The 20235-nt window shown below is 57.3% G+C and carries 23 protein-coding genes; all 23 read right to left on the bottom strand.

From position 1 onward, the window contains the following. Positions 1 to 3: 3 nt before the first annotated feature. Positions 4 to 1671: a ribonuclease J gene (locus AC2FGB_RS10335; protein ID WP_271950165.1), complete on the bottom strand. Its 1668-nt coding sequence runs from the start codon at positions 1669 to 1671 to the stop codon at positions 4 to 6. Continuing rightward, positions 1668 to 2447 (bottom strand): type III pantothenate kinase, encoded by a 780-nt coding sequence (locus tag AC2FGB_RS10330; protein ID WP_142634866.1) that lies wholly within the window; start codon positions 2445 to 2447, stop codon positions 1668 to 1670. The genes AC2FGB_RS10335 and AC2FGB_RS10330 overlap by 4 nt, the downstream gene beginning before the upstream one ends. An 11-nt stretch (positions 2448 to 2458) precedes the next feature. Further along, positions 2459 to 3208 (bottom strand): biotin--[acetyl-CoA-carboxylase] ligase, encoded by a 750-nt coding sequence (locus AC2FGB_RS10325; protein ID WP_281972819.1) that lies wholly within the window; start codon positions 3206 to 3208, stop codon positions 2459 to 2461. A 36-nt stretch (positions 3209 to 3244) separates the two neighbouring features. Beyond that, a complete protein-coding gene (gene nuoN, locus AC2FGB_RS10320) occupies positions 3245 to 4687 on the bottom strand; it encodes an NADH-quinone oxidoreductase subunit NuoN (protein WP_496689762.1) in 1443 nt (480 codons plus the stop codon). A gap of 15 nt (positions 4688 to 4702) precedes the next feature. After that, positions 4703 to 6247 (bottom strand): NADH-quinone oxidoreductase subunit M, encoded by a 1545-nt coding sequence (locus tag AC2FGB_RS10315; protein WP_496689761.1) that lies wholly within the window; start codon positions 6245 to 6247, stop codon positions 4703 to 4705. Further along, positions 6247 to 8397, bottom strand: coding sequence for an NADH-quinone oxidoreductase subunit L (gene nuoL / locus AC2FGB_RS10310; protein WP_282021421.1), 2151 nt, complete (start codon positions 8395 to 8397; stop codon positions 6247 to 6249). Before nuoL ends, AC2FGB_RS10315 begins: the two co-directional genes overlap by 1 nt. A 6-nt stretch (positions 8398 to 8403) precedes the next feature. Then, positions 8404 to 8709 carry an NADH-quinone oxidoreductase subunit NuoK gene (gene nuoK, locus AC2FGB_RS10305; RefSeq protein WP_050602759.1) on the bottom strand — a complete coding sequence of 102 codons (306 nt, stop codon included), beginning with the start codon at positions 8707 to 8709 and terminating at the stop codon, positions 8404 to 8406. Further along, complete coding sequence (locus AC2FGB_RS10300) at positions 8706 to 9188, bottom strand: hypothetical protein (protein WP_496690844.1); 483 nt, start codon at positions 9186 to 9188, stop codon at positions 8706 to 8708. Before AC2FGB_RS10300 ends, nuoK begins: the two co-directional genes overlap by 4 nt. 86 nt (positions 9189 to 9274) lie before the next feature. After that, positions 9275 to 9877 carry an NADH-quinone oxidoreductase subunit J gene (locus AC2FGB_RS10295; protein ID WP_281972815.1) on the bottom strand — a complete coding sequence of 201 codons (603 nt, stop codon included), beginning with the start codon at positions 9875 to 9877 and terminating at the stop codon, positions 9275 to 9277. After that, positions 9874 to 10284 (bottom strand): carboxymuconolactone decarboxylase family protein, encoded by a 411-nt coding sequence (locus AC2FGB_RS10290; protein ID WP_142634878.1) that lies wholly within the window; start codon positions 10282 to 10284, stop codon positions 9874 to 9876. The genes AC2FGB_RS10295 and AC2FGB_RS10290 overlap by 4 nt, the downstream gene beginning before the upstream one ends. After that, a complete protein-coding gene (gene nuoI / locus AC2FGB_RS10285) occupies positions 10281 to 10775 on the bottom strand; it encodes an NADH-quinone oxidoreductase subunit NuoI (protein ID WP_496693923.1) in 495 nt (164 codons plus the stop codon). The genes AC2FGB_RS10290 and nuoI overlap by 4 nt, the downstream gene beginning before the upstream one ends. Before the next feature lies 1 nt (position 10776). Beyond that, complete coding sequence (gene nuoH, locus AC2FGB_RS10280) at positions 10777 to 11814, bottom strand: NADH-quinone oxidoreductase subunit NuoH (RefSeq protein ID WP_142634879.1); 1038 nt, start codon at positions 11812 to 11814, stop codon at positions 10777 to 10779. Between the two features lie 204 nt (positions 11815 to 12018). After that, on the bottom strand, positions 12019 to 14040 hold the full coding sequence (gene nuoG / locus AC2FGB_RS10275; protein WP_496693924.1) for an NADH-quinone oxidoreductase subunit NuoG: 2022 nt from the start codon (positions 14038 to 14040) through the stop codon (positions 12019 to 12021). Between the two features lie 8 nt (positions 14041 to 14048). Then, on the bottom strand, positions 14049 to 14474 hold the full coding sequence (locus tag AC2FGB_RS10270) for a DUF5333 family protein (protein WP_271950187.1): 426 nt from the start codon (positions 14472 to 14474) through the stop codon (positions 14049 to 14051). Between the two features lie 20 nt (positions 14475 to 14494). Beyond that, positions 14495 to 14899, bottom strand: coding sequence for a DUF5333 domain-containing protein (locus tag AC2FGB_RS10265; protein WP_271950189.1), 405 nt, complete (start codon positions 14897 to 14899; stop codon positions 14495 to 14497). Positions 14900 to 14997: 98 nt separating this feature from the next. Beyond that, positions 14998 to 15381: a hypothetical protein gene (locus tag AC2FGB_RS10260; protein WP_142634885.1), complete on the bottom strand. Its 384-nt coding sequence runs from the start codon at positions 15379 to 15381 to the stop codon at positions 14998 to 15000. After that, entirely contained in the window at positions 15381 to 15797 is a 417-nt protein-coding gene (locus tag AC2FGB_RS10255) for an MAPEG family protein (protein WP_271950191.1), read from the bottom strand. The genes AC2FGB_RS10260 and AC2FGB_RS10255 overlap by 1 nt, the downstream gene beginning before the upstream one ends. A 5-nt stretch (positions 15798 to 15802) precedes the next feature. Further along, positions 15803 to 17101 (bottom strand): NADH-quinone oxidoreductase subunit NuoF, encoded by a 1299-nt coding sequence (nuoF, locus tag AC2FGB_RS10250; protein ID WP_142635179.1) that lies wholly within the window; start codon positions 17099 to 17101, stop codon positions 15803 to 15805. Positions 17102 to 17113: 12 nt separating this feature from the next. Continuing rightward, the gene (locus AC2FGB_RS10245) at positions 17114 to 17335 is read right to left on the bottom strand and encodes a DUF5337 domain-containing protein (RefSeq protein WP_271950193.1); all 222 of its coding nucleotides are present in this window, start codon (positions 17333 to 17335) and stop codon (positions 17114 to 17116) included. Between the two features lie 32 nt (positions 17336 to 17367). After that, positions 17368 to 18468 (bottom strand): NADH-quinone oxidoreductase subunit NuoE, encoded by a 1101-nt coding sequence (gene nuoE / locus AC2FGB_RS10240; RefSeq protein WP_496693925.1) that lies wholly within the window; start codon positions 18466 to 18468, stop codon positions 17368 to 17370. After that, positions 18468 to 18884: a hypothetical protein gene (locus AC2FGB_RS10235; RefSeq protein ID WP_496693926.1), complete on the bottom strand. Its 417-nt coding sequence runs from the start codon at positions 18882 to 18884 to the stop codon at positions 18468 to 18470. Before AC2FGB_RS10235 ends, nuoE begins: the two co-directional genes overlap by 1 nt. Continuing rightward, the gene (locus AC2FGB_RS10230; protein ID WP_271950197.1) at positions 18881 to 20104 is read right to left on the bottom strand and encodes an NADH-quinone oxidoreductase subunit D; all 1224 of its coding nucleotides are present in this window, start codon (positions 20102 to 20104) and stop codon (positions 18881 to 18883) included. Before AC2FGB_RS10230 ends, AC2FGB_RS10235 begins: the two co-directional genes overlap by 4 nt. Then, the gene (locus AC2FGB_RS10225) at positions 20104 to 20235 is read right to left on the bottom strand and encodes a hypothetical protein (RefSeq protein ID WP_271950199.1); all 132 of its coding nucleotides are present in this window, start codon (positions 20233 to 20235) and stop codon (positions 20104 to 20106) included. The genes AC2FGB_RS10230 and AC2FGB_RS10225 overlap by 1 nt, the downstream gene beginning before the upstream one ends.

The raw sequence follows: 20235 nt of genomic DNA, 5'->3' as shown, positions 1-20235 counted from the left end.
AACCTACTTCATTCGGCTGATCACCGTGGTCACCTCGGGCTTTTTGCCGATCTCGGTCTTTGCTGTCTGACGCACGATCCGGCGCAGTGCCTCTTCCAGCTTGTCATCGTCGCGCCGGGTTTTGGCATCCGCCCGCATGAGGAACTGGTTCAGGTCCTCTTCCAGAACTTCGACCAGTGCTGCGCGCGATGTTCCGGTCTCGGCCAAGCCCATCGTATCGCACCAAGGTTCACCCAACGGTTCGTCTTCTTCGTCTAAAATAACCGTCACGGTTACATGCCCGTTCAAGGCCATGCGAATGCGGTCGCGGACAACTCCATCCAAGGCTCCGACCTTTACGGTTCCATCCAGATAAGTTCGGCCTGTCTCGACGTAGTCGACGACCTTGGGAGCATTGCCGCTGAGATCCAGCATCGTGCCATTGACTGCCACAACCCCGGTACGACCACCCGCTTCGGCCAGTTTAGCATGTTCGCGCAGATGTCGGTGTTCACCATGCATGGGAATAACCATCTGCGGGTTGACTATGGCGTGCACTTTTTCCAGATCAGGCCGGTTGGCATGGCCAGAGACGTGATACAGACCCGAGCTGTCATCCACCACATCAACGCCTTTTTCGCTGAGCTGGTTCATGATGAAGATTACGCCCTTCTCATTGCCCGGTATCGTCTTCGACGAGAACAGGAACAGATCGCCTTCCTTCAACTCGATCCCGCGGTATTTACCGCGTGCAAGCTGGGCACTGGCCGCACGGCGTTCGCCCTGGCTGCCGGTTACGATCAGCATCAGGTTCTGGCGCGGGATATCTACGGCCTCTTCGGCGCTGATAACCTTGGGAAAATCCGTGAGAATACCGGTTTCCGTCGCGGCCTCGATCATCCGCCGCATCGCACGACCCAACAGAACGACCGAGCGTCCCGCGCGCTGCCCAGCCTCGGCCAGCGTCTTCACCCGTGCGACATTCGAGGCAAAAGTCGTCGCAACCACCATTGATTTGGCATTTTCGACCAATTTGGTGATCTCGGGCCCTACCTCGGATTCCGAGCGGCCCGCATGCGTTGAAAACACATTTGTGCTGTCGCAGACCAATGCTTTCACACCGTCCTTTGAAATCTCTGCCCAAAGGTCCTGATCAAACGGTTCACCTACCACAGGGTTGGCATCCAGCTTGAAATCCCCTGTATGCACGATTCGCCCCGCAGGCGAGTCTATGACAAGCGCCGCACTTTCGGGGATCGAGTGCGATACCGGCAAAAACCCGACTGTAAACGGGCCAACCGTCACCTGTTCAGGCCAGGCTGACAGGGTCTGAACCGCGTCTGTCGGATGGGCTTTCTCTTCCATCTTGCGACGTGCGAGATTTGCGGTGAAAGCGCGTGCATAGATCGGGGCGCCCAAGTCGTCATAGCAATGCGCCACAGCGCCGACATGATCTTCGTGGGCATGGGTGACGAATACCGCCTCAAGCCGGTCGGCACGTTCTTTTAGCCAGTTGATATCGGCATGGATCAGGTCGACACCGGGTGTTGTGTCCATATCTGGGAAGGTTACACCAAGATCGACAAGGATCAGCTTCTCCTTTCCCGGCTTGCCATAGCCATAGACATAGGCATTCATCCCAATTTCGCCCGCCCCGCCCAGGGGCAGATAGATCAGTCGTTCACTGCTCATGTTGAGCCATTTTCCTTGTTATAGCGATGGATCACGGTCAGTCCGTGCATCGTCAAATCGTCTTCTATAGCGTCAAACCCAACATCTGCCTGATCGAACAGAGGCGCAAGCCCCCCGGTTCCCACGACTTTCATCGGCATGCCGTATTCCGTCTTGATCCGGGCAATCAGCCCTTCGATCAGACCGGAATAGCCCCAATACACGCCAGATTGAATGCAGCCAACCGTATTTGTTCCGATCACTTTTTCGGGACGTGTAATGTCGATATGCGGCAACGCGGCGGCCCCCTGGTGCAACGCTTCAAGGCTCAGGTTTACACCTGGGGCGATGATGCCGCCGACATATGCTCCATCCGAAGACACCACGTCAAAGTTGGTGGCCGTTCCAAAATCGACAACAACCACATCCCCGCCATGCCGTTCAAACGCCCCGGCAGCATTGGCCAGGCGATCCGGGCCAGGGACCGTACCCTCGTCTATGCGCGGGCTGACAGGCAGCAGACACTCTGGCTTGCCCACGACCAATGGGCGACAGCCAAAAAACCGGTCCGCAAAGACGCGCAGATTGAAAACCACACGCGGCACGGTCGAGGCGATAATCACATCGGTGATATCAGCTTCGATCTCATAATGTTTGACCAGCGTAGAGTACCAAGTGAAATAGGCATCCGCCGTTCGGGCATGGTGCGTAGACGTGCGCAGCGTGCAGACAAATTCCTCACCGTCCCAGATCGAGAAAACGGTATTGGTGTTGCCGCAGTCGATGGCTAGAAGCATTGGTGCCCCTTTCAGAAAAATACGTCTGCCGCAGGTATGCTGACGCGGCCCTTCGCGGTGTTTAGGACAAGGTTACCCCGTGCGTCCACCGTTTCGAAGGTCCCGACGGTCTCAGTGGTGACAGTACGCGCGGTGATGACCTCACCCAGCTTAGCTGCGCGGGACAACCAGGCAGCGCGGATGGGTTCGAACCCGTAGGTTACAAACTGGGCCTCGAAACGCGCATAGGCCGATGCAAGCTCGGTCAAAAAGTCTTCGGTGGTGACATCTGCCCCTGTCTCGGACAACAGCGAAACCGGCCTTAGCGCACCTGGTTCGACTTTATCTGCAGCCGGTGCCTGCGCGAGATTGACGCCGATGCCGATTGCCAAATGCGAGACGTCCCGCCCCTGCCCGGTACTTTCCAGCAGTATCCCCGCAAGCTTGCCACCGTTCAGCAACACATCATTGGGCCATTTTAGCGACAAACCCGATATGCGTCCGGTGACCGCCACACATGCATCAAACAGGGCCAAGGCGGCGACAAAACTGCGCAGAGCGGCCTGTTCCGGGCGTCCTGCGGGCCGCATCAGCAGCGTTGCGGCAAGATTTCCCTCGGGGTTGGTCCAGACCCGTCCGCGCCGACCGCGCGCCTGTGTCTGGCGGTGCGCCAGGATCCAGACCGGACCCTGAGCCATCGGCGCGATCCGGGCGGCTTCGTTCAGAGTGCTATCGACCTCTTGCAATACATGCAGGCCATATCCATCCGGCCAATCGCTCATGTCACAAGAACATTAGGCCGCGGGCAATGGTCGAAATCAGTTAACAAGCGTCGCCGCTGCAGCTGCCGCTGCGCCCTCAATCCCAAACTGATAGAATACGCCAACCAACATCAATGCAGCTGACCCCATCAGAGCAACCCACAGAACCGGAGACGAATTTGCGTCGATCGGGTCGTCATTCTCGGCACCGAAATACATATAGTATACGATCCGCAGGTAATAGAATGCACCGATCACCGAGGCGATGGCAGACATGATAACCAGACCGGTCAGGCCAGCCTCAATACCCGCTTGCCAGACGCCGAATTTCGCAAAGAACCCAAGCATCGGTGGAACACCGGCAAGGCTGAACATCAGGATCAGCACGGCCAGAGCCTTACCCGGATCGCGTTTGGAATACTGGCGCAAGGCGTCAATGTCGGTAACAGGTTTACCGTCCCGTTCCATCATCAGGATAAAGGCGAAAGTTCCGACATTCATGGTCACGTAAATCGCCAGATACATCAGCATCGCCTTGATACCCAGCTCGGTCCCAGCCGCCAGTCCGATCAGCGCATACCCCATATGGGCAATCGACGAAAACGCCATCAGCCGTTTAATGTCGCGTTGTCCGATGGCAGCCACGGCCCCCAACAGCATAGACAGAACAGACAAGAGTACGATCACCTGCTGCCAGTCCTTTACGACACCTCCAAATGCGTCGTGCAACACGCGGGCAAACAGGGCCATGGCGGCCACTTTGGGCGCCGTGGCGAAGAAGGCAGTGACTGGTGTGGGCGATCCTTCATAGACATCCGGCGTCCACATGTGGAACGGAACAGCCGAAACCTTGAACGCGAGCCCCGAGATCAGGAAGATCAACCCAAACAGCAACCCGAGGGTCACATCGCCGTGGTGAACGGTCTGAATGATGCCCGAGAACAACGTGGTACCCGTAAAGCCGTAGACAAGCGAAGCCCCATACAGCAGTAAGCCCGAGCTAAGCGCGCCCAGAACGAAATATTTCAGGCCAGCCTCGGTGGATTTGGCGCTGTCACGACGCAGCGCAGCCACAACGTATAGCGCCAGCGACTGCAGCTCGAGCCCCATATACAGAGACATCAGGTCACCCGCGCTGACCATCATCATCATGCCGACAGCGGCAAGCGCCACCAGCAAAGGGTATTCGAAACGCAACAACCCGCGGCGGGTCATATAGTCCTGGCTCATCATCAAAACGGCTGCGGCAGATAGCAGGATCGCCACTTTGGCAAAGCGCGCGAATCCGTCATCAACGAACATGCCGTTAAACGCGATGTTCGTTCCGTCGCCATTGGTGGCGATCCAGAACGCCAGCAGCGCCATCAGCCCTGCTGTCACCCAGACCAATGTCGGCGCAAGCCCGTCCTTGGTGGTGTAAACAGCCGCAAGCAATGCCGCCATCGCATATAGTGCCAGAACGATCTCTGGCAGGATAATTGTCAGATCAGCCTGGATCATGTCTCCAAAGCCTCCTTAATGCGAGGCGGCTGTCTGGGTCGCGGTCTCAGCCGCGGCCAGAGCCGTATCATAGTTCGAAATCAGCGCGGCAGTCGAGTTGCCAATCACATCTGTTACTAGCGACGGATACACACCCAACAGGATCGTCATGACGATCAGGGGGGCAAATATCAACCGCTCGCGCGAGCTCATATCAGTCATCGCCTTGAGGCTTTCTTTGATAAGATCCCCAAATACGACCCGACGATACAGCCACAAAGCATATCCCGCCGAGAAGATAACACCGGTCGCGGCCACAGCAGTCACCCAGGTATTGACCTGGAAAGCGCCCATCAGGGTCAGGAACTCTCCGATGAACCCACTGGTGCCCGGCAGGCCGACATTAGCCATGGTGAACAGCATGAAGACCAGCGCGTAGGCAGGCATCCGGATTACCAGACCGCCATAGGCCTCGATTTCGCGGGTGTGCATCCGGTCATAGATCACGCCGACACACAGGAAGAGCGCCGCCGAGATGAACCCGTGGCTGAGCATCTGGAAGATGGCTCCGTCGACACCCTGCTGGTTTGCCGCAAAGATGCCCATGGTGACAAAGCCCATATGTGCGACCGAGGAATAAGCGATCAGCTTTTTCATATCCTCCTGCACCAGAGCAACCAGCGATGTGTAAACCACAGCGATGGCCGACATCCACAGCACCAGATCGGTCATCACCGCCGACCCCACCGGGAACATCGGCAGGCTGAACCGCAGGAAGCCATAGCCACCCATCTTCAACAGGATCGCCGCCAGCACGACCGACCCTGCGGTCGGCGCCTGCACGTGTGCATCCGGCAGCCAGGTGTGGACCGGCCACATCGGCATCTTCACCGCAAATGAGGCAAAGAACGCCAGGAACATCAGCGTCTGCATACCGCCTACGATATGGATGCCCAGAACGGTAAAGCTGTCGGACGAGAAATGATGCGCCATCAGCGCTTCGATATCCGTCGTGCCTGCATCCGCATACATCGCAACCATAGCCACCAGCATCAGCACAGAGCCAAGGAACGTGTAGAGGAAGAACTTGAAGCTGGCATAGATGCGCTCTTTACCACCCCAGATGCCGATGATCAGGAACATCGGGATCAGACCCGCTTCGAAGAACAGGTAGAACAGCACCAGGTCCAGCGCCATGAACACGCCAAGCATCAGCGTTTCCAGCAGCAGGAAAGCAATCATGTATTCCTTGACGCGGTCTGTCACATTCCAGCTGGCCAGAATTGTCAGCGGCATAATGAAAGTGGTCAGCAACACGAACAGGACGCTGATGCCATCCACACCCATCTTGTATTTCAGACCCATCAGCCACTGGCCCTCTTCCACCATCTGGAAGCCGGTGTTTTCAGGATCAAAGCCGGTATAGATGCCAATCGAGACCAGGAAGGTCACCGTCGTCGCAACCATGGCCACCCATTTGGCATTGCGTTGCGCGGCTGCGTCGTCGCCCTGCAGAAACAGCCCCAGAATGGCGGCCGCCGCTGCGGGGATGAAGGTGACGATCGAGAGGATATTGTCCATTAGTGTGCGCCTCCGCCGATCGACATCCAGGTGACCAGGGCAGCAATTCCCAGGACCATCCAGAAGGCATAGGTAAATATGTAACCAGTCTGCGCCTTGCCTGCGAGGCGGGTGAAGAATGGCACGATGCCCATCGCTACCCCGTTCAGGAAACCGTCAATCGTGTTGCCGTCGCCGCGTTTCCACAGGAACCGCCCAAGTGCCAAGGCAGGTTTGACGAAGATCGCGTCATAGATCTCATCAAAGTACCATTTGTTCAGCAGGAACAGATAAAGCGGACGCTGGTTTGCTGCCAAGCGCGCGGGCAACGTCGTATTCACGATATAGAACCAATAGGCCACGATGAAACCAAGCAGCATCGCAACGAAGGGTGAGACCTTGACCCATTTCGGAACAGCATGCGCATCGTCCAGCACATGATTGTCCGGTGCGATGTAGAGCGCGCCTTCTCCGGGCGTCCCAACAAAGGCATAATGGTGATCGCCGCCCTGCGCGTCCTTCTCACCATGGCTGTCCTCCGCGTGACCGGCATCCGCATGCGTATCGTCGCCGTGGTCATCTTCGGCATGGGTATCGTCCCCATGCGCGCCCTCTGCCGCGTGGCCATCCACCGAAGCCTCTGCAACCGGAATGCCATAGAACTGGCCGACCTTGTCGGTGTGGCCAAAAAAGTTGCCATACCAGATCATCCCGGCGAAAACCGCACCCAGCGACAGAACGCCCAGCGGAACCAGCATGACCAACGGGCTTTCATGCGCATGGTCATGCGTGTGCTTGTCCCCGCGCGGCTCGCCATAGAAGGTCAGGAAAATCAGACGCCAGCTGTAGAATGACGTAAATACCGCCGCAATCACCAGCATCCAGAACGCGTAGCCGGTGCCTCCGGCAAAGGCGCTTTCGATGATCGCGTCTTTCGACAGGAACCCGGCAAAGCCAAATGTGGTCAGAGGAATACCAACGCCGGTAATCGCCAGCGTGCCGATCATCATCGCCCAAAACGTATAAGGGATCTTCTTCCGCAATCCGCCATACTCGGTCATCTCTTGCTCGTGATGCATCGCGTGGATCACGGAACCAGCGCCAAGGAACAGCAGCGCCTTGAAGAACGCGTGCGTCAACAGGTGGAACATGGCAGCCGAGTACATACCAACGCCCGCGGCGACGAACATGTAACCCAGCTGCGAGCAGGTCGAATAAGCGATGACGCGTTTGATATCGGTCTGCACCAAACCCACGGTCGCGGCAAAGAACGCCGTCGACGCACCAAGGAAGGTGATGAACCCGGTCGCACCCGGCGCGAACTCCATCAGCGGCGACATGCGGCAGATCAGGAAGACACCAGCGGTCACCATGGTCGCGGCGTGGATCAGGGCTGATACAGGCGTCGGACCTTCCATCGCGTCCGGCAACCAGGTGTGCAGGAACAACTGTGCCGATTTGCCCATCGCACCGATGAACAGCAGAACGCAGATCACCTCGATCGCGGTCCATTCACCCCACAGGAAGTGCAGCTTCTCTTCGGCCAATGCCGGGGCAGAGGCGAAGATGTCCGAGAAATTGATGCTGTCGGTCAGCAGGAATAGCGCAAAGATGCCAAGCGCAAAGCCAAAGTCCCCAACCCGGTTGACGATAAACGCCTTCATCGCCGCCGCATTGGCGCTTGGCTTGCGGTAATAGAACCCGATCAGCAGATAAGACGCGACGCCCACACCTTCCCAGCCAAAGAACATCTGCACCAGATTATCCGCGGTCACCAGCATCAGCATGGCAAAGGTAAAGAAGGACAGATAGGCAAAGAAGCGTGGCTTATAGCTTTCGCCTTCGCGCCATTGCGGATCGTGATCCATGTAGCCAAAGGAATACAGGTGCACCAGCGCCGAGACGGTCGTCACCACGATCAACATGATTGCTGTCAGCCGGTCCAGACGAATGGCCCAGCTTGTCGAGAGCGAGCCGCTTTCGATCCAGCGCATGATCTCGATCTGCTGGGTGTGGCCGTCGAACGTCAGGAAGACGATCCACGACAGCAGACAGGCCAGAAACAGCAGGCCCGTGGCGGTCCACATGGCGGCTTTCTCGCCAATGAACTTCCAGCCGAACCCGCACAGGATCGCGCCCACCAGCGGGGCAAAGAGGATGGTGGTTTCCATGTGCCCTTACCCCTTCATCATATTGACATCTTCAACCGCGATCGAGCCGCGGTTGCGGAAGAAACAGACCAGAATGGCCAGCCCGATCGCCGCCTCGGCCGCCGCCACGGTCAACACAAACAGCGTAAACACTTGCCCGACCAGATCGCCCAGGAAGCTGGAGAACGCCACAAGGTTGATATTCACCGCCAGCAGCATCAGTTCGATGCTCATCAGCAGGATGATGACGTTCTTGCGGTTCAGGAAGAGACCGAAGATGCCGATGACGAACAGCGTCGCCGCGACCGTAAGATAGTGTTCAAGTCCGATCATAGCTTCGCTCCTGGCGAGTCTGGGTAGTAGAGTTTGCAGCCGCAGTAGGGGTTGATGCGATTTTTCTTTTTGGCCCTGCTCAAAAAGCCGTCGATAGTTGTCCAGTGGTCATAACCAGCCTGTTTGGATAATTTCACCAAGTCTTGGACAGTCGTCCCAGACGCCAAACGCAGTTTCCCGTGAGGTGGGTACAGAAGATCTGCCGAAAAATTACCCACAGAAACCCGATATTCTGAGCCCGGAGGAGCACACACGCCACGGATTTGGATGAGCTCTTTGGAATTGCAATCCACGACCAGCACACTTTCGCTGCGAACACATTCCCCGGTAAGGGTCCAACGCTGGCCTACCCGACCACTACCAATATCCGTTGCAGCGTTCCCTGAAAAAAAGGAGCTCCAACCGTCGCCAGCTTCAGAGAAGCTACAATCCTCTTTAACTTCGGCGGGCTTGTCGAAGTGATGAAGCGGCTTGCTCATACTGCAACTACCGATAGGGCACTCTGCCATGGCCGATCCTGACGAAATCGTAAGCCATGCTGATAGCCCTATGATCGCGTAAATTCTCACAACCCCTGCCCCGGTTTCACGTCCTTCAACTCCATCGCCTTGGCCGGGTCGCGCATCATCTGGCCGATGATGTCCTGACGCTTGATGTCCTGACGGTGGCGCAGCGTCAGCACGATGGCACCGATCATGGCCACCAGCAGGATCAGGCCCGCCAGTTGGAAAAGAAGGAAGTATTGGTCGTAAAGGATGACACCCAGTGCCTCGGTATTGTGACGATCCACTGGAACCGGCTGTGCCAGATTGGCGGAAGCACCCTGCGCGCTGTCCCAAGCCCCAAAGGCCATGACAAACTGCATCAGGATGACCAGACCGATCAGCAAGGCCAGCGGCATATAGCGTGCCATCTCGGCCTTGAGCTCAGCAAAATCCACGTCCAGCATCATCACGACGAACAGGAACAGAACCGCGACCGCGCCGACATAGACGATGATCAGCAGCATCGCCACGAACTCAGCCCCCAGCAGCACAAACAATCCTGCCGCGGACAGGAAGGACAGGATCAACCACAGCACGGAATGCACCGGCTGGCGGCTGATCACCGTGAACAGCCCGCCGGTGATGGCGCTGATGGCGAACAGATAGAAGGCAAAGACGGTCATTGATCCTCATCCTCGTTATCGCCCATGACCTCTTGCGCCAATTCCAGCGCGCGGGTCATGGCCGGGATGCCGGCAAAGACCGACATCTGACCGATCGTTTCCACGATCTCTTGTTTCTTGGCACCGGCTTCCACAGCGTGGCGCACGGTCTGACGCACCGCCGCATCCGCCTGCGCGCCCTGACAGGTCAGCCCGGCCAGTGTCAGCAACAGGCGGGTCTTGGCATCCAACCCGTCTTTGTTGACGGTGTTGCCGAACATCATCTCCATGACTTCTTTCGGCATGGTCGGCCATAGAGTTTCGAACCCTTTGGGCGAGAAGCTCTCCATCGCAGGGTTCATCGCCTTGGCCATGTCCTGCGCCTGCTTCATCATCAGCTCAAACGGATTTGTCGGGGCGTCAGTCATCGGTACGGCGCGTCCATTTCCAGATTGCGGGCGATCTCGGCTTCCCAGCGCTCACCGTTGTCGAGCAGTTTTTCCTTGTCGTAGAACAACTCTTCGCGGGTTTCCGTGGCGAATTCGAAATTCGGACCTTCGACGATGGCATCGACCGGGCAGGCCTCTTGGCAGAAACCGCAATAGATGCACTTGGTCATGTCGATGTCATAGCGCGTGGTACGGCGGCTGCCATCTTCGCGCGGTTCGGCGTCGATTGTAATGGCCTGTGCAGGGCAGATCGCCTCGCAGAGTTTGCAGGCAATACAGCGTTCTTCACCGTTGGGGTAACGACGCAGGGCGTGCTCACCGCGAAAACGCGGAGACAGAGGACCCTTTTCATGCGGGTAGTTCAGGGTGGCCTTCGCTGCGAAGAAATACTTCAGCCCCAACTTCATGCCGACCCAGAAATCCTGTAGAAGAAAATACTTGGCGGCGCGGGTGTAGTCGATTTGGGTCATGTCAGCCTCCTACGCTCCAACGGGCGAATGCCCCCCAGAACCAGTCGAATTTCGCCGCAAAGGCCACGAAGACTACCCAAGCCAGCGAGAAGGGCAGGAAGACTTTCCAACCCAGCCGCATCAGCTGGTCATAGCGGTAGCGCGGCGTGATCGCCTTGACCATTGCGAAGAGGAAGAAGAAGAACGCCATCTTCGCGACCATCCACAACACGCCGTCGGGCAGGCCCGGGATCGGGGACAGCCAGCCGCCGAAAAACAGCAGCGTGGTCAGCGCGCACATCAGGAAAATGGCGATATATTCGCCAGCCATGAACAACAGGAAAGGCGTGGCCGAGTATTCGACCTGATAGCCCGCGACCAGTTCGGATTCCGCCTCTGGCAGGTCAAACGGTGGGCGGTTGGTTTCGGCCAGCGCCGAGATGAAGAACAGGAAGACCATTGGGAAATGCGGCAACCAGTACCAGCTGAAGAACCCAAAGCGCCCGTCTTGCGCATGCACGATGTCACCGAAGTTCATCGACCCGGTCGACAGGATCACACCGATGATGATCAGACCAATCGAGACCTCGTAGGAAATCATCTGAGCGGCAGAGCGCAATGAGCCAAGGAAAGGGTACTTTGAGTTCGACGCCCACCCCCCCATGATCACGCCATAAACCTCCAACGAGGACACGGCGAAGACATACAGGATGGCGACATTTATATCCGACAGCACCCAGCCGTCGTTGAACGGAATCACGGCCCAGGCGATCATCGCCAGAACAAATGAGGTCAACGGCGCGAGGATAAAGACGGTGCGGTCTGCACCCGCTGGGATAACCACCTCTTTAACAACATATTTCAGCGCATCGGCCACCGATTGCAGCAGGCCATAGACGCCCACCACGTTGGGGCCACGGCGCATCTGAACCGCCGCCCAGATCTTCCGGTCTCCATAGACAAGGAACAACAGCGAGATCATCACAAAGGCCACAACGGCAAGCACTTGTGCCAGAATGATGAGGGCTATTCCGCCTGGGGTGTTAAAGAATTCAGCCATTGGTCCTCACACCGTGGGTATTCCGTTTTCCGCACGAAATGCTAAGGCCATGTGCCTGCGTAAAGTGCGTCTGGGTCGGCGCGTTGGTGTAAACAGCATCTGCAGCCTCTACGCCACCCTTTTTATTCCGTTTCATAGGCAAAACAGGGGCGAGCCCCTGTCCGACCAGCACAGGGTCGAAATGCGATATGACAGAGTTTCGGTTCATTCCGCCGCGATCTTTTCGCCTTTGCGTGCCTGCGTCTGCGCCGATAGCTCAGCCATCAACTGCGAGGCCCGTGCAATCGGGTTGCTCAGGTAGAAATCCTTGACGGTGTGACGGAAGCTCGCCTTGCCCAGAGGGCCGAGCTTCAGCGCCTGAACCTCGTTTTCGATCACCTCGTCGATACGGGCCAGATGCGGCACCGCCTCGATCAGCGCGGTGCGTAGTTGCGCCAGCGAGTCATAAGGCAGCGTCGCACCCAGTTCGGCAGACAAAGCGCGCAGGATCGCCCAGTTTTCCTTCGCCTCACCTGGTGCAAACCCGGCACGCATCGCCAGTTGCGGGCGGCCTTCGGTGTTCACGAACAGGCCGTTTTCCTCGGTATAGGCTGCGCCCGGCAGGATCACGTCGGCGCGGTGCGCACCTCGATCGCCATGGCTGCCCTGATAGATGACAAAGGCGCCGTCGCCGATTTCAACTTCATCGGCACCGAGATTATAGATCACATCCGCCGCGCTGATTGTATCCATGCCACCTTCGTTGGTGGCATCGACATCCATAGAACCAACACGTGAGGCGGCTGTGTGCAGGACAATCAAACCGCTTTCGGTATTCGCCGCAATGGTTTGCGCAGCGGCCAAAACCGCAGCGCCATCCGCTTCCTGCAATGCACCCTGACCAATGACGACCAACGAGCGTTTGCCCTTGACCTCATCATCTCCGCCCATATCCACCACCTGCTGCAATGCCGCACGATCATCGCCGACATGGTGGTAATCATAGGTCAGATCGACTGCTGGACCGACCACAGCAATCTCAGCCCCATGCGCCCAGGCTTTGCGAATGCGCGCGTTCAGCACCGGCACCTCATCACGCGGGTTGGTTCCGATCAGCAGAATGCGCTCGGCGCTGTCGATATCTTCGATCGCAGCGGTCCCGGCATAGGCCGCGCGGTTGCCCGTTGGCAACTTGGCGCCATCGGTACGGCATTCGACAACCCCGCCCTGCCCTTCAATCATCTGCTTCAGAGCAAACGTAGCCTCGACCGGGGCCAAGTCGCCCACGATACCGGCGGGCTTTTCAGCCCCTTTCAACGCCTCGGCCGCTTTGGTCAACGCCTCGGGCCACGTCGCCGGGCGCAGCTTACCGTTTTCACGCAAGTATGGCTTGTCCAGCCGCTGACGACGCAGGCCGTCCCACACAAACCGCGTCTTATCACTGATCCATTCTTCGTTCACGCCATCATGATTGCGCGGCAAAAAGCGCATGACTTCGCGCCCTTTGGTATCCACACGAATGTTCGAACCCAATGCATCCATCACGTCGATGCTTTCGGTCTTGGTCAGTTCCCAAGGGCGCGCGGTAAAAGCATAGGGTTTCGAGGTCAGCGCCCCGACGGGGCACAAGTCGATGATATTACCTTGCAGATTCGAATCCAGCGTCTGGTTCAGATATGACGTGATCTCGGCGTCTTCGCCCCGTCCGGTTTGACCCATCTGAGTGATCCCGGCCACTTCGGTTGTAAAGCGCACGCAGCGGGTGCAACTGATGCAGCGGGTCATCGCGGTACCAACCAGCGGACCCAGATCCAGATCATCGACCGCGCGCTTGGCTTCCTTAAACCGCGTGCCCGACATCCCATAAGCCATCGCCTGATCCTGCAGATCGCACTCGCCACCCTGATCGCAGATCGGGCAATCCAGCGGGTGGTTGATCAGCAAGAACTCCATCACTCCTTCGCGGGCCTTCTTGACCATGGGCGAGTTGGTTTTGACCACCGGTGCTTGCCCTTCCGGCCCCGGACGAAGATCGCGCACCTGCATGGCACAAGAGGCCGCAGGTTTAGGCGGCCCCCCAACAACTTCGACCAGACACATCCGGCAGTTCCCGGCAATCGACAGACGCTCGTGATAGCAAAAGCGCGGCACTTCAACCCCGGCCTGTTCGCAGGCCTGAATCAGGGTCATCGCACCATCGACTTCGATTTCCTGTCCGTCGATGTTAACTTTGCGGAGGTCAGACATGATTTAAACTACCCTTTCAGGAATGTGCCGATAGCAGATTTTTTGGCGATTTCGCTTCGCCCTGCCGAGCACATCGTATCTGGAACGCCAATCACGATGCCGTTTCCTTGGATATAACGAATAGCGTCGTCCTGTATCCGCTTCCGCGGCAAATTTCTTTCGAGATAGACAAAATCACTTTCCCGATACCCCTTGGCTTCTAGGTCGTCAGCTACCGTTTTCATGCTTTGCCTGATCTGCGATCGATTGAGCGACAAATTCGGACAACCGCCTGCAATCTGCTCTGCCATAGCGTTGGCAAAGGCCACATCATAGAGGCTCTGCGGAACCTGTGTACGAAACTGAGCGCGAGATGTGTCAGCGTCCAAAGCTTGGCTGGATGTTGACTCGCATCCAGCTAAGACCAAAAGCAAAACACCAGCAAAGCCCGTCATCAAAGCTCTGAAACCCATACTCAATTCGCCCTCAAATACACGCCGATGGCGCTGTTTCTTTCAATTTCCGCGCGACCAAGCGTACAGAAGGAATTCGGCCGGTCATACGACACGCCATTTTGGGCCAGATAGGCCTCGCCCTTGGCGCGCATTCGGTCTTTTTCTGCATCCGAATCGACATAAGAGCGGATTTCACTGTCGGAATAGCCCAACTGGTTCGCCTTCGACCGCAAGCCCCACATCACACCAATCGCCTTCATACGCCGCCCGCTGATGGAGGGGCAGTATTCCGAAATTTCGTTCGCGATAGCGATGTAATAGAGTTCGTTGTCGATCTCTTTGACTTCGCGCAAGGGAGGTTTAGCCAAAGCAACCGCAGGCAGTGTCAGCGCCGTTGCAACGGCAAGCATTTTGATACCAGACATGACAAATCCTTTCGTCTTGGAAAGACCAAGACGACGGAGGCCAGCATTGCTATGCAATAGCAATGGGCCTGTCACGGCGTGATATGCAAAAACCCGCTTCATGGACGGCGGCAGCTCCCGGCAAAGGTTAGTCTGTCATCGTTGATCTGAAGGTTTTGTGGTTCGGTATCCGGCCCGACCTTCCAGTCGATCCTGGAGGATCCGAAATTCGCGATGCAAAACTTGGTGCCCTCATAACGGCCGGCCTCGCGTGCACCATCCAATGAGGCAGATACTCCTTTGATCACAACGGTGAAATCCGAAGGAGACGCTTTTTTGTTGATGTGCTTTGCTTTGGCTCTGAACGACTTGCCATCGAATAGAATACGATCTTCCGAAGGCTTAATCAGCCCGCAGGCCGAAACCGCCACCAGCAGTAAAACTGCGCCGATGAGGGAAACATTCTTGGTTCTGGTCACAAGATCAACAGTTCGTTCAATCATTAAAACGCCGCCACCAATGCCATGATCCCCATCACGAACATGCAAAGCCAGGCAACCACGTAAAGAACCGAACGCAAGCCAGAGTTCGGTTTACCCAGTCCACGCAGATGAACAAACAGCATTGCCAGACGCGAAACCAGTGCCACCGAGGCGAGCAAGTTTACCCAAAACGGGCTGACCCCCACCAAAATTGCCGCGATCGTCACCGCCGCAAAAGCAGGAAGCGTTTCAGTGCCGTTCAGATAGGCACGGTTCAGGCGATAAGCCCTGTCTGAATAATCTTGCTCGGGCGTGGCGCCTGGCGCCAGCCCCTTACCCTGTTTGGCCATTGCCGAAAATGGGGCTAGGAACAGGACGACTAGGGTGAAGATCATCACCGATGCAAGTGCATGGCCATAGTCCAAGAATACTTCCATTTGAATCACTCCGCTGCCATCGCACCCGTGCGGCCCGATTTCTGGGCCTTGATGCGGTCTTCGATTTCTTCCCGGAAATTGCGGATCAGGCCCTGGATTGGCCAGGCTGCCGCATCACCGAGGGCACAGATCGTGTGGCCTTCCACCTGTTTGGTTACGTCAAACAGCATGTCGATCTCTTCCAACTCGGCCTCACCGCGCACAAGGCGGTCCATGACGCGCATCATCCATCCGGTGCCTTCGCGACACGGCGTGCACTGACCGCAGCTTTCATGTTTGTAAAACTTCGACAATCGCCAGATCGCTTTGATTATATCGGTGGATTTATCCATCACGATCACGGCAGCCGTACCCAGGCCCGAGCCCAGATCGTTGCGCAGGTGGTCAAAGTCCATGATCGCGTCGCGCATGTTCTCACCGCGCACACAGGGCACCGACGAACCACCCGGAATAACCGCCAGCAAATTGTCCCAGCCGCCGCGAATGCCGCCGCAATGGGTTTCGATCAGCTGTTCAAACGGGATCGACATCGCCTCTTCGACCACACAGGGGTTGTTCACATGGCCCGAGATCGCAAACAGCTTGGTGCCTGCATTGTTCTGACGGCCAAAGCCTGCGAACCAGTCGGCCCCGCGACGCAAGATCGTCGGCACTACCGCAATGGATTCCACATTGTTCACCGTGGTCGGGCACCCATACAGACCTGCGCCCGCCGGGAACGGTGGCTTCATCCGCGGCATGCCCTTTTTGCCCTCAAGGCTTTCGATCAGGGCAGTTTCTTCACCACAGATATAGGCGCCCGCCCCGTGATGCAGAAACAAGTCGAAATCCCAGCCTGACCCAGCGGCGTTCTTGCCCAACAAACCGGCGTCATAGGCTTCGTCAATCGCGGCCTGCAGCGCCTCACGCTCGCGGATGTATTCCCCGCGCAGGTAGATATAGCAAGTATGCGCATTCATCGCGAAAGAGGCTATCAGGCAGCCTTCGATCAGCGTATGCGGATCGTGGCGCATGATTTCACGGTCTTTGCAGGTGCCAGGCTCGGATTCATCCGCGTTCACCACCAGATAGGACGGGCGACCGTCACTTTCCTTGGGCATGAAGGACCACTTCAGACCGGTTGGAAAACCCGCACCGCCCCGGCCGCGCAGCCCTGAATCCTTCATCGTCTGGATGATCCAGTCGCGCCCGTTGCCGATCAGGCCAGCGGTGCCGTCCCAATGCCCCCGGGCCTGTGCACCGCGCAATGTACGCTCGTGCATCCCGTAGATGTTGGTAAAGATCCTGTCCTGATCCTTCAGCATCATGTATTACCTTCAGCTGTCCTGACGCATGCGCCAGAGTTGAAATATGTTGACGCCCGCATAGATGAAACCGGCCAGCGCGGCAAAATCAAACAACAGCGCATAGCGTCCCGGCAGTTCCATCGCAGGGCCAATGAACATCGTCATGGCAAGCCAGATCAGCATGGTCACGGCGATGACCACCCCGATATGTCGACCCTTGCGGGCCATGGCCTGTTCCTTGTCCTTGTCCATCTTGTCCTAAATGCCCAGAGCGGGCACACATCCTAGTCTTCGTATGTACCGTCGTCCTTGACCCGCTTGGCGAACTCGGTTTCTTCACCCGCCGCCAGCTTGGTGGCCTGATCAATCCAGCCGTCTCTCTCGATCCGGCCTTTGAACTTCAGCCGCGCATCAACCCAGGCAACCTGCTCGGGCGTCCATTTGGCGATCTGATCATAATGATAGAAGCCCAGCTCGTTCAGCGTCTTCTCAAGCTTAGGCCCGACACCTTTAAGCAGCTTCAGATCGTCCGACTTGCCGTCCCGCGCAGCCGAAAGCGTGTCGGGCTGGTCTTCTTTGACCGCCTTCGCTTCAGCCGCTTGTTTCACCGCAGGTTTGGCAGGTGCGGGGGCCTTGGGAGGTTTCGGAGCAGCCTTTGTCGCCGCTGCCTTGCCATCCTTGCCCAGCCATGGCGTAAGGATCGGAACCTCGGTCCCGTCGATGCGTTTGACGGTATCCCCCAGATCAGTCGCCAACTGAACGCTGGCATTATACTGGGTTCGGCCGCTGTCATATTCGGACAGGCTGGTCAGCCCCTTCAGAGGCTCTGCCGCATAGCGCCCGTTCTGAGGGCCCGGTGTCGGCACTTTGCCAGCGGCCAGATCGTCGATGATCTTGCCAAAACCCTCAGCGGTCAGGTCTTCGTAATAGTCCTTGCCGATCTGCGCCATCGGCGCGTTGGTGCAAGAGCCCAGGCATTCGACCTCTTCCCAACTCAGCTTGCCATCGGCGGACAAAGCATGCGGCTTGGCGGCGATCTTGTCCTTGCAGACCGCAATCAAATCCTCGGCCCCGCAGATCATGCAAGAGGTAGTCCCGCAGACCTGAATATGCGCCACCGAGCCAACCGGCTGCAGCTGAAACATGAAGTAGAACGAGGCAACTTCGAGCACGCGGATATAGGCCATGCCCAGCATGTCAGCGACAGATTCAATCGCCGGACGGCTCAGCCAGCCCTCTTGTTCTTGCGCGCGCCATAGCAGAGGGATCACCGCGCTGGCCTGACGGCCCTCGGGATACTTGGTGATCTGCGCTTCGGCCCATTGCTGGTTGGCAGCGGTGAAGGCAAAGCTTTCGGGTTGTTCTGGATGAAGGCGGCGGAGCATTAAGCACATTCCCCATTTTCTGCCAATCCAAGTTTCCATAAATTTGGATCATTTGAATTATTGGACGAGATCACTTTGGCGTCCACTAGATCAAAAATGGCCCACAAAAATGGCTCTTGTCCGGCGGGACAGTTCTCAACGCCTGACCCCGCCAACAATCTAGAATACACCATGCAGCTTTCTGATGAGCTAAGTTTGCTCAACACATAGTTCGAAGCGCGCTCTTCAAGCGATCTGTAGTGCTCGAACACCTCCGGAAACTCGTCAACCGGATAACAACCTTTCGTTGCCCTACAGTCGGCTACTTTCTCCAGAATGTCTGGGGATAGAAAGAGGCAAAAATCACTCAAAGGCGCCGCCGATACCGCATGGCCCATAGGAAGGATAGCTAAGGTAAACGCTAAGAGCTTCTTCACCGATCAATCTCCCCGAACACAACGTCCATGGTGCCGATGATGGCTGCGACGTCGGCCAGTTGGTGGCCTCCGGCGATGTGATCCATGGCTTGCAGGTGCAGGAAGCCCGGCGCGCGCAGTTTGGCCCTGTAAGGCTTGTTGGTGCCATCGGCGACCAGATAGACGCCGAATTCGCCCTTCGGGGCCTCGACGGCGGCATAGACCTCGCCCGCGGGCACGTGGAAGCCTTCGGTATACAGCTTGAAGTGATGGATCAGGCTTTCCATCGAGGTTTTCATATCCGAGCGTTTGGGCGGGGTGATCTTGCCGCGGGCCAGCACATCTCCGGGGCATTCGCGGATTTTGGCGATGGCCTGACGGATGATCAGCAAGGACTGGCGCATCTCTTCCATGCGGCAGAGATAGCGGTCATAGCAGTCGCCGTTCTTGCCGACCGGAATCTGGAACTCGAATTCGTCATAGCATTCATAGGGCTGCGCGCGGCGCAAATCCCAGGCCAGCCCCGATCCGCGTACCATGACACCCGAGAAACCGTATTTCTGGATGTCATCCTCGGTCACCACGCCAATATCGGCGTTGCGCTGTTTGAAGATGCGGTTTTCGGTCAGCAGACCATCAATGTCGTCGAGAATGGTGGGGAATTCGTGGCTCCACGCCTCGATATCGTCCAGCAGTTCCGGCGGCAGGTCCTGATGCACACCGCCGGGGCGGAAATAGGCCGCGTGCAGACGGGCGCCGCAGGCGCGTTCATAGAACACCATCAGCTTTTCGCGCTCTTCAAAGCCCCAGAGCGGCGGGGTCAACGCGCCCACATCCATCGCCTGGGTGGTCACGTTCAGCAAGTGGTTCAGAATGCGCCCGATCTCGGAATACAGTACCCGGATCAATGAGCCGCGGCGCGGCACCTCGACCCCGGTCAGCTTTTCGATGGCCAGACACCAGGCATGTTCCTGGTTCATCGGCGCCACATAGTCCAGACGGTCGAAATACGGCAGGTTCTGCAGATACGTCCGGCTTTCCATTAGCTTTTCGGTGCCACGGTGCAGCAAACCGATGTGCGGGTCGCAACGCTCGACAATTTCGCCGTCCAGCTCAAGCACCAGACGCAAAACTCCGTGTGCCGCAGGGTGTTGCGGACCAAAGTTAATGTTGAAATTGCGGATCTTCTGTTCTCCGCTCAGCGCGTCCGTGCTGCCGTCATCGTATCTTGAGCCGTCCATCAACGCCCCCGCTTATTCTTTTTTGCATCAGCCCGAACCCGGACCTTTTCGGCCTCGGCCGCCTTGGCTGCAGCCCCCGCCAGAAGGACCCCCAGCGCACCCAGCACGATCAGTTCTCCCAGCATCATCAT

The sequence above is a fragment of the Ruegeria sp. CDSC021 genome, from assembly GCF_059610845.1.
The sequence above is the reverse complement of the archived record's forward strand: the minus strand, read 5'-3'. Positions and strand labels throughout refer to the sequence as shown.